General features: G+C 63.9%; 15 protein-coding genes. 9 read left to right on the top strand and 6 right to left on the bottom strand.

The window, feature by feature from the left end:
• Positions 1–10 precede the first annotated feature (10 nt).
• The 3 genes from DM373_RS00730 to DM373_RS00720 all read left to right on the top strand — a co-directional run bounded on the left by DM373_RS00730 (position 11) and on the right by DM373_RS00720 (position 3,334).
• Complete coding sequence (locus DM373_RS00730; protein WP_110991719.1) at positions 11–862, top strand: LysR substrate-binding domain-containing protein; 852 nt, start codon at positions 11–13, stop codon at positions 860–862.
• Between the two features lie 227 nt (positions 863–1,089).
• Positions 1,090–2,289: an enoyl-ACP reductase FabV gene (gene fabV, locus DM373_RS00725; protein ID WP_110991718.1), complete on the top strand. Its 1,200-nt coding sequence runs from the start codon at positions 1,090–1,092 to the stop codon at positions 2,287–2,289.
• A gap of 139 nt (positions 2,290–2,428) precedes the next feature.
• Entirely contained in the window at positions 2,429–3,334 is a 906-nt protein-coding gene (locus DM373_RS00720; protein WP_110991717.1) for an alpha/beta hydrolase family protein, read from the top strand.
• Positions 3,335–3,430: 96 nt separating this feature from the next.
• On the opposite strand, the gene DM373_RS00715 is transcribed toward DM373_RS00720, so the two are convergent.
• The 5 genes from DM373_RS00715 to DM373_RS00695 all read right to left on the bottom strand — a co-directional run bounded on the left by DM373_RS00715 (position 3,431) and on the right by DM373_RS00695 (position 6,222).
• Positions 3,431–3,772, bottom strand: a complete 342-nt coding sequence (locus DM373_RS00715; RefSeq protein ID WP_110991716.1) for a HopJ type III effector protein — start codon at positions 3,770–3,772, stop codon at positions 3,431–3,433.
• Positions 3,765–4,061, bottom strand: coding sequence for a DUF1244 domain-containing protein (locus DM373_RS00710; protein WP_110991715.1), 297 nt, complete (start codon positions 4,059–4,061; stop codon positions 3,765–3,767). The genes DM373_RS00715 and DM373_RS00710 overlap by 8 nt, the downstream gene beginning before the upstream one ends.
• 9 nt (positions 4,062–4,070) lie before the next feature.
• The gene (folM, locus tag DM373_RS00705; RefSeq protein WP_110991714.1) at positions 4,071–4,763 is read right to left on the bottom strand and encodes a dihydromonapterin reductase; all 693 of its coding nucleotides are present in this window, start codon (positions 4,761–4,763) and stop codon (positions 4,071–4,073) included.
• A gap of 76 nt (positions 4,764–4,839) precedes the next feature.
• Positions 4,840–5,412 carry a putative antibiotic biosynthesis monooxygenase gene (locus tag DM373_RS00700; protein WP_110991713.1) on the bottom strand — a complete coding sequence of 191 codons (573 nt, stop codon included), beginning with the start codon at positions 5,410–5,412 and terminating at the stop codon, positions 4,840–4,842.
• Between the two features lie 192 nt (positions 5,413–5,604).
• Entirely contained in the window at positions 5,605–6,222 is a 618-nt protein-coding gene (locus DM373_RS00695) for a hypothetical protein (protein ID WP_110991712.1), read from the bottom strand.
• Between the two features lie 183 nt (positions 6,223–6,405).
• Between DM373_RS00695 and DM373_RS00690 the strand changes: the two genes are divergently transcribed.
• On the top strand, positions 6,406–6,861 hold the full coding sequence (locus DM373_RS00690; RefSeq protein WP_110991711.1) for a flavodoxin: 456 nt from the start codon (positions 6,406–6,408) through the stop codon (positions 6,859–6,861).
• A gap of 163 nt (positions 6,862–7,024) precedes the next feature.
• Here the strand turns inward: DM373_RS00690 and DM373_RS00680 are convergent, their stop codons facing one another.
• Complete coding sequence (locus tag DM373_RS00680) at positions 7,025–7,903, bottom strand: LysR family transcriptional regulator (RefSeq protein ID WP_110991710.1); 879 nt, start codon at positions 7,901–7,903, stop codon at positions 7,025–7,027.
• 97 nt (positions 7,904–8,000) lie between these two features.
• Here DM373_RS00680 and DM373_RS00675 point away from each other — a divergent pair, with 97 nt between their 5' ends.
• The 5 genes from DM373_RS00675 to DM373_RS00655 all read left to right on the top strand — a co-directional run bounded on the left by DM373_RS00675 (position 8,001) and on the right by DM373_RS00655 (position 14,788).
• The gene (locus DM373_RS00675; RefSeq protein WP_110991709.1) at positions 8,001–8,387 is read left to right on the top strand and encodes a CidA/LrgA family protein; all 387 of its coding nucleotides are present in this window, start codon (positions 8,001–8,003) and stop codon (positions 8,385–8,387) included.
• Positions 8,377–9,063, top strand: a complete 687-nt coding sequence (locus DM373_RS00670; protein WP_110991708.1) for an LrgB family protein — start codon at positions 8,377–8,379, stop codon at positions 9,061–9,063. The genes DM373_RS00675 and DM373_RS00670 overlap by 11 nt, the downstream gene beginning before the upstream one ends.
• Before the next feature lie 179 nt (positions 9,064–9,242).
• A complete protein-coding gene (locus tag DM373_RS00665; protein ID WP_110991707.1) occupies positions 9,243–10,148 on the top strand; it encodes an alpha/beta fold hydrolase in 906 nt (301 codons plus the stop codon).
• A 115-nt stretch (positions 10,149–10,263) separates the two neighbouring features.
• On the top strand, positions 10,264–11,178 hold the full coding sequence (locus tag DM373_RS00660) for an SDR family oxidoreductase (RefSeq protein WP_110991706.1): 915 nt from the start codon (positions 10,264–10,266) through the stop codon (positions 11,176–11,178).
• A 394-nt stretch (positions 11,179–11,572) separates the two neighbouring features.
• Positions 11,573–14,788, top strand: coding sequence for a dermonecrotic toxin domain-containing protein (locus tag DM373_RS00655; RefSeq protein WP_110991705.1), 3,216 nt, complete (start codon positions 11,573–11,575; stop codon positions 14,786–14,788).
• The last annotated feature ends 26 nt before the right edge of the window (positions 14,789–14,814 follow it).

Here is a 14,814-nt window from a genome sequence, read left to right as displayed (position 1 = left end):
GCTTATCAGCATGCTCAAGCATTGGCCCCCGCTCAACGCCCTGCGCGGTTTCGAAGCCGCTGCCCGCCTGGGCAGTTTCCACAAGGCCGCCGAGGCCCTGAACCTCACCCAGTCGGCGATCAGCCAGCAGATTCGCAGCCTGGAAAGCTACCTGGAGCAACCGCTGTTCCACCGTACCGGGCGCAGCGTCAGCCTTACCGATGCCGGGCATGATCTGCTCAGCACCACCCAGACCTTGCTGCAGCAACTGGCGGTGGGCATCCGCCGGCTGGACCAGTACCGCAAGCCCAACCAACTGGTGGTCAACACCACCCCTGCGTTCGCCCGGCACTGGCTGCTGCCGCGCCTGGCGGACTTTCACCAGCGCTATCCGGAGGTGGACCTGTGGCTGTTCACCAGCTTCGAGGTGCCGGACATGGCCAGCGAGACCATCGACCTGGCGATCCGCGATGACATCGGGGCCCAGGCTGAATGCAGCTTCAGTGTGCTGCACCAGGACCTGCTGTACCCGGCCTGCCACCCGGACTTGGCCGCGCAGGGCCGCACCACCTTGCATGGCGAGCGGGAGATGGACTGGAGCCACTGGCAGGTCGAAGGCGGCGAGGATGTCGGGCAGCAGGGCAAGGGGCTGAACTTTTCCGACCCGGGGTTGCTGCTGGAGGCGGCGGGCGAGGGCCTGGGGATTGCCCTGGTCAGCCAGCTGCTGGCGCAGCGGTTGGTGGCGCAGGGGCGCTTGCAGGCGTTGTCTGCCCAGCGCGTGCGTGGGCCGGCATGGAGTTGCCTGGTGCATCGCGACAGCCAGGATGACCCGCAGGCGCGGCGCTTTCTGGAATGGTTGAAGGGGGTACTGGTGCAGGGCTGATGGCCCTATCGCGGGGCAAGCCCGCTCCCACGCCGCTCGCGCATTTGCACATACAGCGTGGGAGCGGGCTTGCCCCGCGATAGGGCCGCTGGTGTTTTGCATCACCCCGATCACCCCGTAATATGTGTCGGATGACATGCGAGGGTAGTCTCACCCTCTAGATCAAACGGAACCGCCCCATTTTTGCCGGGGCGCTTCCCCAGCCTAAACCTGACGAGGTACAGACATTGGCCATCATTCATCCCAAGGTTCGCGGTTTCATCTGCACCACGACTCACCCGAAGGGCTGCGAGCTCAACGTCCGTGACCAGATCGAAGCCACCCGCAAGCTGGGCGTGCGCGAGGATGGTCCGAAGAAAGTCCTGGTGATCGGCGCCTCCAGCGGCTACGGCCTGGCCGCCCGCATCACCGCGGCATTCGGCTTCAAGGCCGACACCCTGGGCGTGTTCTTCGAAAAGCCGGGCACCGAGACCAAGGCCGGCACCGCCGGCTGGTACAACGCCGCCGCTTTCGACAAATTCGCCAAGGCCGAGGGCCTGTACAGCAAGTCGATCAACGGTGACGCCTTCTCCGACGAAGCCCGCGCCAAGGTCATCGAGCTGATCAAGAACGAAATGGGCGGCCAGGTCGACCTGGTCATCTACTCGCTGGCCTCGCCGGTGCGCAAGCTGCCGCAGACCGGTGAAGTGATCCGCTCCGCGCTCAAGCCGATTGGCCAGCCGTACAAGTCGACCGCCATCGACACCAACAAGGACACCATCATCGAGGCCAGCATCGAGCCGGCCACCGAGCAGGAAATCGCCGACACCGTCACCGTGATGGGCGGCCAGGACTGGGAGCTGTGGATCGATGCCCTGAACGCCGCCGGCGTACTGGCGCCTCAGGCCCGCACCGTGGCCTTCAGCTACATCGGCTCCGACATCACCTGGCCGATCTACTGGGACGGCGCGCTGGGCAAGGCCAAGCAGGACCTGGACGAAACCGCCCAGCGCCTGGGCAAAAAAGTCGGTGGCAGTGCCAACGTTGCGGTGCTGAAGTCGGTGGTTACCCAGGCCAGCTCGGCTATCCCGGTTATGCCGCTGTACCTGTCGATGGTCTTCAAGATCATGCAGGAGAAGGGTATCCACGAAGGTACCCAGCACCAGCTGGACCGAATGTTCCGTGACCGCATGTACCGTGAGGACGGTGCGCCGGCTGCACTGGACGAGGAAGGCCGTCTGCGTCTGGACGACTGGGAACTGCGTGATGATGTGCAGGACGCCTGCCGTGCCATGTGGCCGAAGGTGACCACCGAGAACCTGTTCGAGCTGACCGACTACGCCGGTTACAAGAAGCAGTTCCTCAACCTGTTCGGTTTCGAGCGCGCTGACGTCAACTACGACGAAGACGTGGCCACCGATGTGAAGTTCGACTGCATCGAGCTGTAATCGCGTTTGACCCCATCGCGGGGCAAGCCCGCTCCCACGCCTTCAATATCTGGCGTGGGAGCGGGCTTGCCCCGCGATGCATTGGTACAGGCGAAAGAATTTTTGCTAGCGTAGGCGCACAACAACACAGAAGCGCGCCATGAGCAGCCTTACCCAGCCCGCCACCGCCTTTCGCCACAACGCCCCCGACGGCTACAGCCTCGGTGGTTTCCGCTGGCGCCATGCAGCCCTCGATAGCCAGCGCCCGCTGGTGATCATCAACGCCGCCACTTCGGTGCGTTGCCGTTACTACTCGCGTTTTGCCGACTACCTGTTCGCCCAAGGCTTCGATGTGCTGAGCTACGACTACCGTGGCATCGGTGAATCGCGCCCGGCCTCGCTGCGCGGTTTCCAGGCCTCGTGGAGCGACTGGGGCCGGCTGGATTTCGAGGCCATGCTGCAACTGGCCGGCGCCGAGCATCCGGGGCAGCCGGTGCATGTGGTGGGGCACAGTTTCGGCGGCTGGGCGCTGGGGCTGGCGCCCTCGGCGGCACAGGTGCAGCACGCGGTGCTGGTGGGCGCGCAGTTCGCCTACTGGCGCGACTATGCGGCGGACCAGCGTTGGCAGTTATATGGCAAATGGCATGTGCTGATGCCATTGCTGACCCGGGTGTTCGGCTACTTTCCGGGCAAGCGCCTGGGGTGGCTGGAGGACACGCCGGCCGGTGTGGTGCATGACTGGAGCACGCCGACGCCACGTTACGAGCATCGGCCCAGCGGGCGGTTGTTGGAAGCGTTGCCGTTCGCTCAGGTCAGCGCCTCGACCCTGGCGATCAGCCTGACCGACGATCCGTTCGGCACGGTGGCGGCCACCGAGCGGTTATTGGGTTATCTGGATGAGCGCGGGCGCAAGCACCTGCGGGTGGCGCCTGTGGATATCGGCGTCGAGGAGATAGGGCATTTCGCGTTCTTCCATGACCGGTTTCGCCAGAGCCTCTGGCCGATTGCGCTGGGGTGGTTGCAGGCGGGGCGGTTGGCGGGTGGAGTGCCGGGCAAGATCATCTGAAGGCTCATGGCCTTATCGCGGGGCAAGCCCGCTCCCACGCCAGACCTGTAAATGCGCGAGTGGCGTGGGAGCGGGCTTGCCCCGCGATGCGGATTGTCAGGCCAGGCGCGCCAAAGGCTGCTCGGCAAATTTCACCCCAGCCAGCCCATGCTTGATCAGCGCACGGATATTGCCATGGTCGCTGCCCTCGGGCGTGGCCACCACGCTGCGGTAGTGCTCGCCAAAGGCCAGCAGCGCTTCCTGGTCGCTCAACCCTTCCAGCAAGGCCAGGCCCAGGGTCTTGCACGAACCTTCGTTCTGCCCGGCGGCGTTGTGCACATCACCGTTGTCGAAGGCTTGTGGCTGGTAGCTGTAGTTCGCGGCGATGAACGCCAGGGTGTCGGCAAACACATGTTCGCCGCTGGCGAGGCTGTTGCGCAGGGTGTTCAGGTCAGTCACGGGGTTTTCCTTGTTCGAACGCCGCCTGTTGTTCGGCGCTGGCTTCTTTCTGGTATTGGGCTTTCCACTCGGCGTAGGGCATGCCGTACACCGCTTCGCGGGCGTCGTCCATGCTCAGGTCGACCTGGCGCTCGTCGGCGGCGGCCTTGTACCACTTGGACAGGCAGTTGCGGCAGAAGCCGGAGAGGTTCATCAGGTCGATGTTCTGCACGTCGGTGCGCTTTTGCAGATGGTCGACCAGGCGCCGGAACGCGGCGGCTTCGAGTTCGAGCTGTTGCTGGGGAGTCATGGCGGTCTCTCAGGTCATGCGGTTCTTCAGATGGCGGCCACCGTTGATGACCACCTGGCTGCCGGTGCTGTACTGGCTGTGCAGCAGGAACAGCACGGCGTCGATCAGCGGGCGGGCGCCGGGTTCGAACTCCAGCAGGGCTTTTTTCAGCGTCTGCTGGCGATAGTGCTCGTCGCCACCCTCCTTGAGGATCAGCAGGCCCGGCAGGATACCGTTGACGCGCACTGTGGGCGCGTACTTTTCGGCGAACGACAGCACCATGTTCTGCAGCGCGGCCTTGGTCGCGGCATAGCCGATATGGCTCTTGCTGCCGCGCGAAGAGGTCTCGTCGCAGATATGGATGATGTCGGCCTTGTCTACCTTGCCCAGCAGCTCACCCAGCGCCAGGTTGAGGTGGTAGGGCGCCTCGACGTGCAGGCGGAACATGGTGTCGAGGTTGTCCAGGCCGTCGTCGAGCCACAGCGAGGCGTTGTGGATGATCGCGCGCAGGCCGTCGTAATGCTTGTGCAGGTGGTCGATCAGGGCCTGGCGGTCGTCGGCGTTGGTGAGGTCGGCCTGGAACTGCTGGATGTTCGGGTGCGCCGCGTGTGCATTGAGGCTGCGGCTGGCGCTGACCACCGTATGGCCGGCCTGGGCCAGCTCCAGTGCCAGGGCCAGCCCGACACGCTGGCTGGCACCGGTAATGAGGATAGGGCTGTTCATGTTCGGGGCGGTCTGCCATCTGTCCGTGCGTGATGCCCCAGCATACCCGAAGTGCACCGCCTTGCGAGCCCGTGCCTCAGCGGCTGCGCAGGCCCTCGGCGCGGTCTGCGGCCGAGCGCGGCGCCGCGTTCAGCCAGCCGGCCAGCAGGCGCGTCGACAGCGGGATGAACAGGTACACCATGACCGGCGTCAGGGCCAGGGTGCTGAGCAACACCCGCGGCAGCAGATCGAGCGGCGCCAGCCAGTGGCCGAACAGCAGGTTGAACAGCAACGAGACCGGGAAGAACGCCAGCCAGATGGCCGTGGCCTGCTTCCAGCGCGGCGGTTTTTGCACCATGTTGGTGCCGAACCAGTCGTCAATGCCGCTGACGCGCCTCTCTTTGGGGCGTTCGAACAGGCCGTCACCGCGCTGCAACCAGGTGCGACGCGAGGCTGAATGCTCCCAGGCGTGCAGGGTTTGTTCATTGGTGAAGCGGAAGATGATCTGGAAGTCATCGCCTTCGGCAGGCGGGGCGAGGATGCCTGAGCCCAGGTAGCCGGGGAAGTCGGTGGCCAGCTGTTCGCCTTCGTGCAGCCAGGCCAGCAGGTCCTGGTAGCGGCCATGGGCGGCGCGGCGCGACACCATCAGGGTGACGGGGTGGGTAGACATCGTGTATCTCCTGGCGACGGGGCTGGCGGGTAGCCGGCCCCTTGGCATGCGGCCCGGGGTGGTGGGCGGCGCAGGCATGCTTGCAAGAATCGGGCGCGGATTATGCCCGATCATCGATGACCGTAGGAGCGGCCTCGTGCCGCGAAAGGGGCGCAACGCGCCCCTCGCAGTCTCAGAGCGAGTGAAAACCTGTCAGAAGTTCGCTTGCGCGTGCAGTTCGGGGTGGGCCTGGCGGTGGGCCTGAAGAATGTACTCGCGCAGGCGCTCGATCTCTTCGGCCGGCGTGTGCGACAGGTCGTAGGCGGCCAGCCTGGGGCCGATGCGCCGGCGCAACACGCCGTGCAGGCTGATCGCCGGGATGTCCTCGGGGGCGAAGTGCAGCTCGAAATGCGCCGGTGCCTTGCTCTGCCCGTGGACTTCCACCAGCACGCCCTTGAACGAAATATCCCGTACCCACAGGTCGCTGGCCTGGTGGTGGTCGTCGAGCAATGCCGCCGGTTGCTCCAGCGACAGGCGCCACGGGCGCAGCATGGGGCCGTCTTCGTAGATGTCCGGTGAGCCCAGTTGCAGGTGCAGGGCGTGGAACTCGTCTTCGACCAGTTGCAGGGGGAAGCTCAACTGCTGGTTGTTGAAGCTGGCCTGCAGCGTGACCTGTTCATTGGCCACCAGGCGGGTGAGCAGATCCTTCAGGCGACGGTCGCCATTGACCAGCAGGCTCGCCATGGGGTCGGCCAGGTTCAACTGCGGCGAGTGCTGCATGTTCTGGATGAAATCCAGTTCGTCCTGGGAGAGAAGGGCGTCTGCTTGCATGGTCGAACTCGGGAAGCGATCGGTAATGGCGATTACGTCAAGGGGGTGGACAGTGATGTATGGGTTTGGTTCAGGTCACTGGTCGGATTGTTTGCGCGGCTGTGACTTTAGGGTGAGGCGGCCTTTTGCCACTGTCGGGTGCTAGTATCCTACGCTTTCACTCAGTTTCGGAATCCTCACCTGATGAAAGTCGCCATTATTTCCGGTTCGGTCTATGGCACCGCCGATGAAGTCGCCCGTCATGCGGTGTCGCTGCTCAACGCTGCCGGCCATGAAGCCTGGCATGCAGGCCGTGCCACCCTGCAGGATATCGAGGGCTTTGCCCCGCAGGCCTTGCTGGCGGTGACCTCGACCACCGGCATGGGCGAGCTGCCCGACAACCTGATGCCGCTGTACAGCGTCATTCGCGATGTGCTGCCCGCCGCCTGGCGTGGCTTGCCGGGTGCGGTGATCGGCCTGGGTGACTCCAGCTACGGCGATACTTACTGCGGTGGTGGCGAGCAGCTGCGCGAGCTGTTTGCCGAGCTGGGCGTGCGTGAGGTGCTGCCGATGCTGCGCCTGGATGCCAGCGAGACCGTGACCCCGGAGGCCGACGCCGAGCCGTGGCTGGCGGAGTTTGTCGCCGCCATTCAGGGCTGAACCCCATCGCGGGGCAAGTCGCATCGGCGCACCGCCGCTCCCACACCCTGTGGGAGCGGGTTCACCCGCGAACACGGGCATAGCCCGTGCCAGGCACCGAGTTGTCATCTTCGCAGGTAAACCCGCTCCCACAGGCAGATTGCAGGTCTTGAGTTCGGCGCGCTCAGGTGTGCTCGCGCAACAATGCCAACCACGCCTGCGCCGCCCGTGACAGGTACGCCCCGCGTCGCCAGATGAAGGCGATGTCCCACCTCAGGTCGCCTGGTGCGCGCAATGGCAAGCGCACCACCCCGGGCCGCTCGAGAGCCCTGGCGACCACCCGCGGCAGCAACACCACCCCCTGGCCCGCCGCCACCAACGAGGCAAGAAAGTCCGCCTGGCCGCTGCGCCCGCCTTCCTTCGGGGTAAAACCCACCTGCTGGCAGGCGCTGAGCAGCCGGTCATTGAGCATGAAGCTGCGCTGGTACAGCAGGAACGGCGTATCGGCCAGTTGCGCCAGATTGACTTCTGCCTGGCCCGCCAGGGCATGGTCGGCGGGCAGCAGGGCATCCAGCGGCTCATTGCAGAAGGGTTGGTAGTCGAACGCCGGGTCGCTCGGCGTCAGGCTACCGCCCAGCTCCAGCTCGCCACTCTTCACCGCCTGCTCGACCATGCGGCTGCCGCCTTCGAGCAGTTGCACCGAAATCTGCGGGTAGCGCCGCCGGTACTCGGCGAACAACCCGGCAAACAGTGCGTCACTGCCCAGCAACGGCAGCCCCAGGCGCAGCTCGCCACGGGCCATCTGGCCAAGATCGTCCAGCTCGTTGAGCAGTTCCTGGCGCTGGCGCAGCAGCACTTCACCCCGCTCCAGCACGATGCGCCCGGCGGCGGTCAGCAGCAGCTGCGAACCCTGGCGCTCGAGCAATGGCTGGCCGATGGCCTGTTCCAGCTGGGCGACCTGCTTGCTCACTGCCGACTGGCTGATGTGCAGGGTGCCCGCGGCCTGGGTGAAGCCACCCCGGTGAACGACTTCGATGAAGCTGCGCAGCTGTTTGAATTCCATGCCTTGAATTCCATTATGGAATGGCGAGCAGTCTAACAATTCGCTTTTGGCCTTCGCGACCGACTTTTACACTGGGCACGTTGTCGAGGACCCTGCCATGAACCCTGCATTACTGAAAAAAACCTGCCGCCTGCTCGCTGAGCTGGCGGTGCTGCTGGCCCTGTTTTTGATCGGCGGCCAGCTCGCGGCCTGGCTGGGCTGGCCGATCCCCGGCGGGGTGATGGGCCTGGCGCTGCTGCTCATGCTGTTCGCCACAGGCCTGCTCAAGCCCGCCACCCTGCAATTGGGTGCCGGATGGCTGATGGCCGAGATGCTACTGTTCTTCATCCCCGCGCTGATGAGCCTGCTGGACTACGGCAGCCTGTTGCGCAGCGAAGGCTGGCGCATCTTGCTGGTGATCGCGGTGAGTACCCTGCTGGTGATGGTGGTCACCGCCGCGACGGTCGAGCTGGTGTGCCGCTGGCGGTTGCGCCATGAACCTTGAACCCAAGTCATTGTTCTGGCTCGCGCTCACCCTGGCCGCCTATGTGGGCAGCCGCTGGCTGTACCGGCGCAGTGGGCGCTACCTGCTGTCGCCGCTGATCCTGGTGCCGGCCCTGTTGCTGGCGGTGGCCGTGCCGCTGCACACCGCCTACGCCGAGTACGCGCGCAACACCCATTGGCTGATGGGCGTGCTGGGCCCGGTGACGGTGGCCTTCGCCGTGCCGATCTGGCAGCAGCGGGCCCTGCTGGCGCGGCACTGGCCGGCGTTGCTGGTGGGCATGCTGGCCGGCAGCGTCGCCTCGATCGGCAGTTCCTGGGGGCTGGCGCACCTGCTGGCGCTGGACGAGTCGGTGAGCCTGTCGTTGCTGCCGCGCTCCATCACCACCCCGTTTGCCATGCCGGTGGCCCAGGACCTGGGAGGGGTGCCAGAACTGACCGCGGTGTTCGTGATGTTCACCGGCGTGCTGGGGGCGGTGTTTGGCGGCGTTCTGCTGCGCTGGCTGCCGCTGCGCACGCCGCTGGCGCGGGGCGCGCTGTTCGGTGTCGGCGCCCATGGCGCGGGCGTGAGCCGGGCCCAGGAGGTGGGCCGCGAAGAGGGTTCGGTGGCTGGCCTGGTCATGGTCCTCACCGGGTTGCTCAACCTGTTTGCCGCGCCACTGCTGGTGATGCTGTTCTGACCGTTCGTGCCACTGACTCGCACGGTCATCAGGCTGGCTGCCAAGGCGACTTAACACCTTCGTATTGGCTTCTAGACTGAGCCTCGACATAGAGAGCACATGTATGTGCCGAGGTAACTTGCAATGAACGCAGCCTTGCCCTATTCCGACACTCACACACCAATACCGGGACGACCCTGATGCCTTTGGCCGAGATTCCATTGTGCGTCTGGCGCACCCGGAGCCAGGGTTTCACCTTCCGGGGCCAGAGCATCCGCTACTGGACGGCAGGGCAAGGAGAGCCTCTGCTATTGCTACACGGTTTCCCCACCGCCAGCTGGGATTGGCACTACCTGTGGGTACCGCTCACCCAACGCTTTCGCGTGGTGGCCTGCGACATGCTCGGCTTCGGCGATTCGGCCAAGCCCGCAGACCACGAATACAGCCTGCTGGAGCAGGCCGACTTGCAGCAGGCACTGCTGGAGCACCTGAAGATCGACCAGCCGGTGCACTTGCTGGCCCACGACTATGGCGGCAGTGTCGCCCAGGAACTGTTGGCCCGGCACCACGAGCAGCGTCTGCAGATCGCCAGCTGCGTGTTCCTCAACAGCGGCCTGTTCCCCGAGAGCTGTCGCGTGCTGCTGATCCAGAAACTGCTGCTCAGCCGCCTTGGCTGGCTGGTGGGGCGCTCGTTCGGTCGCGACGACCTGGTGCGCAATGTCACCCAGGTCTACGGGCCCTGCACCCACCCCAGCGAAAGTGCGCTGGACGACTGCTGGAGCCTGATCGCCGCCAACGGTGGCCAGCGCATCCTGCACAAGCTGATCAACTTCCTGCCCGAGCGCCGGGCGCAACGCGAGCGCTGGGTCGGTGCCCTGCAGCGCGAAGGCGTGCGGCTGCGCTTCATCAATGGTGCGGTCGACCCGTTGTCCGGCGCGCACATGGTCGAGCGCTACCGGGAAGTGGTGCCCGAGCCGGACACCGTGGTGTTGCAGGGCATCGGCCACTACCCGCACACCGAAGCGCCGGTGCAGGTACTGCGCCACTACCTGGCCTTTCGTGAACAACCGCTGAGCTACGTGCCACAGAAAGTCGCCTGGTCGTGACCGGGCGATCATCGCCATGGGTTATCCCCCGGCATTCGCCGGGGCGCGCTTGATTGTCGGGCGGCGAGGGCTGGCCGACACTGCGCGCATCCTTCATCTGCCTGGAGCCTTGAGCATGAGCGAACCGGTAAGTCTGCAAGATCGCGTGGTGATCGTCACAGGGGCCGGTGGCGGCCTGGGCCGGGCCCATGCACTGTTGTTCGCCAGGCACGGGGCGAAAGTGGTGGTCAACGACCTGGGGGGCAGCAGCCATGGCGAAGGCGCCAACGTGTCGGCGGCTGACCGGGTGGTGGAAGAAATCCGCGCCGCCGGCGGCACGGCGGTGGCCAACCATGACTCGGTGACCGATGGCGCGCGCATCGTCGAGCAGGCCCTGGACAGCTTTGGCCGGGTCGATGTGCTGGTGAACAACGCCGGCATCCTGCGCGACAAGACCTTTCACAAGATGGAAGACAGCGATTGGGAGCTGGTTTACCGGGTGCATGTCGAGGGCGCCTACAAAGTCACCCATGCCGCCTGGCCGCACCTGCGCGGGCAAAACTGGGGGCGGGTGATCTTCACGTCGTCCACCTCGGGCATCTACGGCAATTTCGGCCAGGCCAACTACGGCATGGCCAAGCTTGGCCTGTACGGCCTGACCCGTACCCTGGCCATCGAGGGGCGCAAGCACGGCATCCTGGTCAATGCCATCGCCCCTACCGGCGGTACCCGCATGACCGAGGGGCTGATCCCGCCTCAGGTGTTCGAGCAGCTCAAGCCCGAATTGATCAGCCCGTTGGTGGTGTTTCTTTGCAGCGAGCAGTGCCAGGACAGCGGCCAGCTGTTCGAGGTGGGCGGTGGCTGGGTGGGCAAGGTGCGTTGGGAGCGTAGCCAGGGCGTGGGCTTCGATCCGCGAGAGGGTTTTACCCCGGAGCAGGTGGCGGCCAACTGGGGGCGGATCGGTGATTTCGAAGGCGCGAGCCACCCGCAGGACAGTTTTCAGGCGCTGCAGCAGATGATGGCGAATCTGCAGAAGTATCCGTCGGCTTGAGGCTGTTTCGCTGTCACAGGCTCAGCAGATTCTTGCAGGAATAAAAAAGGCCGCTGCAAAGGCAGCGGCCAATCGAGACGTTAGATCAAGGAGCTTCAAAATCAACGTCGGTGAACCTGGGCGGGCGCGAAAGGCGGGGGGGGAGCCCTTCGTGCCGGCCAGTGAGGTAAGAATAAGTGCTTATTCCTGCGGGAAAAATGGCCGCTTCTGACATTCTCTATTACATCCTTCGTGATAATCGAAAGATTCCTACCTAGTCATACCGGCCTGTTAGGAGATCTGTAAGACAGCAGCGTTTGAAAGTAGCTGTCTGGCTTGTAGGAATTGGTTCCGAGTTTCAGTTGACTGATCTCGAAATCACTATCGAACTCCACATTGTCTTAAGGAGTTCGTGATGTATTCCGAGTCGTTGTTTCCCGATTTGTCGTTTCTTGGTCGCCAAGACTCCCCAGCCTCGCCAGAGGCGCTACTCACTCAACTCTCGTTGCTGGCGCTGGCCATGCAGGCACAGTTGGCCACCGCACCTCGCTTTGCCGATGAGTACACGGCCGAGTCGAGCGAAGCTGCGCCCGACGATGCCGGGGAGCATCAAACGAAGGCACTTGAGCAAGCCATGGTTGATACGGCCCGGTTGGACACTTTGCTGCCAGCCTGGCAAGGCATGATGAATGAATGGTGGCTGGAGCAGGGGCAGGGTGGGCCGTCGGGGCCTGGCTTGCGTGGGCAGATTTATCGGCTGTTCGAGCTTGAGCTGGCGGCTCACCCATTCGCCCAGCCAGGAGCCAAACATGTACTCGAGGACTTGCTGGCGCCGGGCGAGCAGAGTGGGGATTTCGGCTGGCTGGCTGTGAGTACGGGCGCCGAGGACCCCGTGCCATTTCCTGGCTGTATGGTTATTACCCGTGAACTCGAGGATTACCAGGACGGTGAGGACTTCGTGCTGTATGGGTTGGCCACAGGTGTGTGGGTGGGCAGGCAGCGTGAGGAGGCTGCCGACTACTTGCGCCAGGCGGTCCTCGACGCAGCCAGCAAGGTGCGCTTGTTGCCTCAGGCGTTCATCCAGGCACTGCAGGACGGTGCGTCCCTGCACCTACATTTCAGGGGCCTCGGCGATGTTCCCCCTACGAGGAAGGCCATCGATGACCTGGGCATCATCCAGCACAACCTGATGACGGATCTGCAGGACCAGGTAGAGGCGGGCCCGGTTGCGGTTAGCGCGTTCAATGCCGTAGCTCGCCTGGATGAGCTGGTCGTCGCGATTCAGGAGCGCGTCGCCGAGCATCTGGTGGCCTACCGGCAAACCCATCAGCCGCACTGGCGCAGGAATCTGCAAGGTGAAGCGCTGGAGGGCTACCTGGCGCTGGAGCAGGCGCTGGCAGAGGCCAGGCAAGGGGTAGACGAGCATCTGGGCGATCTTCGTGACGACCGGACATTTGCCGCCCAGCGTGTGCGAGTCTGGCTGGAGACCAACTTGCCAGGGCTGGATATCCCCCCTGAGAAGACCTACCTCACTGTCCGCAACACCCGAGACGATGTGGGGCGTGAACGTACCTACAGCCTGTTGGACTGGGTCGTCAGCGGCGGCTACACCGGTTATGGGCTGGTGGCCGAGATGATCGAGCCTGAGCTGGCCAATCGCCTCACCCATGCCCAGATGCAAAGAATGATCAACGCGCTGGACCTGAAGGTGGACTACCGCAGCAAGGTCGCCCCGCTCTACAACCAGGCGCCCACTCGATTATTGCTGGGCGAGGCCGAATCCGCGCAGATGTCACTTTGCGCGCAACGGGCGGTGCATGCCCACGGGTTGTCCGAGCAGAGCCGTTCAATGATCGAGGCACTGCTCAAGGAGGGGCAGCCGGTGGAGGGCATCAGCGTGCACCGGATCACGGTGTGGGGGGCTGTGCTGCGTGGCATCTTCTGTTTCGAGCACGAAGGGCAATATCTGCTTTACAGCCCAGGGGCGCCGGGAGGAGATTTCCGATGGTTCGAACACCTGCAGTTTCTCCAGGTTGCAGTGGTGAGCATGTTGGCAACGCCTGATGGCATGGCCTACCTGATGTCGCGAGTGCGCCTGAAGGTGCGTACGGCCCTGGAGCACAAACTCAATCGTCTCGAAACGCTGGCCTGGCATTTCGACAGGGTGTACCTGCAGGACGTTAAAGGCAGTGTTCGCAAGGCCATGGCCAATGACCTGGTCTCTTTCCGGTACGACACTTTGCGGCTGGCTGTTCCGAACTGGTATATCAGCGCCAGTGGCGAGGACCGGCAGCGCGTGGCCTCGCTCGATAACGAGCTGGCACTGTTCCATCCAGAACATCACGCACTCACGCAAGTGCCGAATCTGTTGGCCTTCGCGCAGCAGAAGGCGGCCTTGAGGCTCAATGAGTTTCCGGGTAACAAGGGGCGTTGGATCGATCCGGACACCGTGATGATCGAAACCCCGGACGCGGCATTGACCTTTACCCAGTGGATGGCCTGGGGGTATCCGACAGGTTTCAATTTCGCAGCGTCCTCGACAATTCGTTCGACTGTTGGCCAGGACCTGTCACACCTGGCACTGGCTCAGGTGGCGAGCGCCATCCGTCAGTCCAGCAGCCATATCCGTGAGGTGTACAGCCAGCACATCGAGCAAGCGTTTCCTGAAAAGAAGCTGACTGACCAGGACCTCAGCATCGCCGAGCAGCACAAGCTCGAGCTGCATCGTTCAATGATGAGCTTGAAAGTGCGTCGCGATTTCCTGGTGGCCAGCCTGCTGGGGCATCTCGACGAGCAGCAGTCGAGCTGGTTGAAGGACATCAGCGAAACACCGGCCGATGATGACATCCTGGTGAAGCTGCACTTCGAGCGGCTGTCCTTCAGGCAATTGACCCACCGAATCGTGGAGGGGGGGTACTTGTTGGCCAACGCCCCAGGGCAGCATCTGGTCTATGTGAGCGATGCGGTCAACGGCGTAACGGTGCGTACGATCGACGATATCGCCTTGTCCTGGCACGAGGAAAACCTGGGTGCCTTTTTCACCAGCCGTGTGGCTTCCTGCGACAAGGCGGCGATGCGTGAGCTGACCCGCCTGCGAGGCAGCGAGCCGGAACATGCCAACGTCATCATCGATGCCCATGCCCATACATCGCGGATCGAACGCTGGGAGGATGACCTGCGGCTGCGTGCGACGCAGCGCATCTGGGATGCACAGCAACAGACGACCAGCATTGCCGATCGTGTCTTCGAATCGTTGGAGTACATCGTCTCCCCGGTTATCGGGGTACTCGGCACGGCGGTTGGTTTCCTTGCCATGCCCCTGACCTTGCTCGCATCCGTGGTCAACCTGGCGATGGGATCGCTGACCTTCGCAAGGGGGGCACACGCCTGGGCAAATGGTGAAAGGAACTCCGCCTCGCTCTACTTCCTGATGGGGGGCGTTGGCATCGTGTCCGCAGTTGGCTTGGGCAAGGCCGTGTCCACTGTCTATTCCAGCCTCTATCCCGGGCCATCAGGGATTTTCACCGGGTTCTTGAAGGAAATGGTGCTTGAGTGGGGGCCCAAAGGCGCGGGCGCCGCAGGCCGAGTGTTCGATGATGAGCTGATGAAGGTCCTCGACCTGCTCAACTAGACGCTCGCGCCATATGCACTTGTCCA

Source organism: Pseudomonas sichuanensis (genome assembly GCF_003231305.1).
Taxonomy (GTDB): domain Bacteria; phylum Pseudomonadota; class Gammaproteobacteria; order Pseudomonadales; family Pseudomonadaceae; genus Aquipseudomonas; species Aquipseudomonas sichuanensis.
This window is presented reverse-complemented; position numbering and strand designations above follow the sequence as displayed.

Excerpts from the sequence above, each read along its gene's own strand:
- DM373_RS00730 (WP_110991719.1), top strand. The coding sequence starts at position 11 with ATGCTCAAGCATTGGCCCCCGCTCAACGCCCTGCGCGGTTTCGAAGCC.
- DM373_RS00720 (WP_110991717.1), top strand. The coding sequence starts at position 2,429 with ATGAGCAGCCTTACCCAGCCCGCCACCGCCTTTCGCCACAACGCCCCC.
- DM373_RS00710 (WP_110991715.1), bottom strand. The coding sequence starts at position 4,061 with ATGACTCCCCAGCAACAGCTCGAACTCGAAGCCGCCGCGTTCCGGCGC.
- folM (WP_110991714.1), bottom strand. The coding sequence starts at position 4,763 with ATGAACAGCCCTATCCTCATTACCGGTGCCAGCCAGCGTGTCGGGCTG.
- DM373_RS00700 (WP_110991713.1), bottom strand. The coding sequence starts at position 5,412 with ATGTCTACCCACCCCGTCACCCTGATGGTGTCGCGCCGCGCCGCCCAT.
- DM373_RS00695 (WP_110991712.1), bottom strand. The coding sequence starts at position 6,222 with ATGCAAGCAGACGCCCTTCTCTCCCAGGACGAACTGGATTTCATCCAG.
- DM373_RS00690 (WP_110991711.1), top strand. The coding sequence starts at position 6,406 with ATGAAAGTCGCCATTATTTCCGGTTCGGTCTATGGCACCGCCGATGAA.
- DM373_RS00680 (WP_110991710.1), bottom strand. The coding sequence starts at position 7,903 with ATGGAATTCAAACAGCTGCGCAGCTTCATCGAAGTCGTTCACCGGGGT.
- DM373_RS00675 (WP_110991709.1), top strand. The coding sequence starts at position 8,001 with ATGAACCCTGCATTACTGAAAAAAACCTGCCGCCTGCTCGCTGAGCTG.
- DM373_RS00670 (WP_110991708.1), top strand. The coding sequence starts at position 8,377 with ATGAACCTTGAACCCAAGTCATTGTTCTGGCTCGCGCTCACCCTGGCC.
- DM373_RS00665 (WP_110991707.1), top strand. The coding sequence starts at position 9,243 with ATGCCTTTGGCCGAGATTCCATTGTGCGTCTGGCGCACCCGGAGCCAG.
- DM373_RS00660 (WP_110991706.1), top strand. The coding sequence starts at position 10,264 with ATGAGCGAACCGGTAAGTCTGCAAGATCGCGTGGTGATCGTCACAGGG.
- DM373_RS00655 (WP_110991705.1), top strand. The coding sequence starts at position 11,573 with ATGTATTCCGAGTCGTTGTTTCCCGATTTGTCGTTTCTTGGTCGCCAA.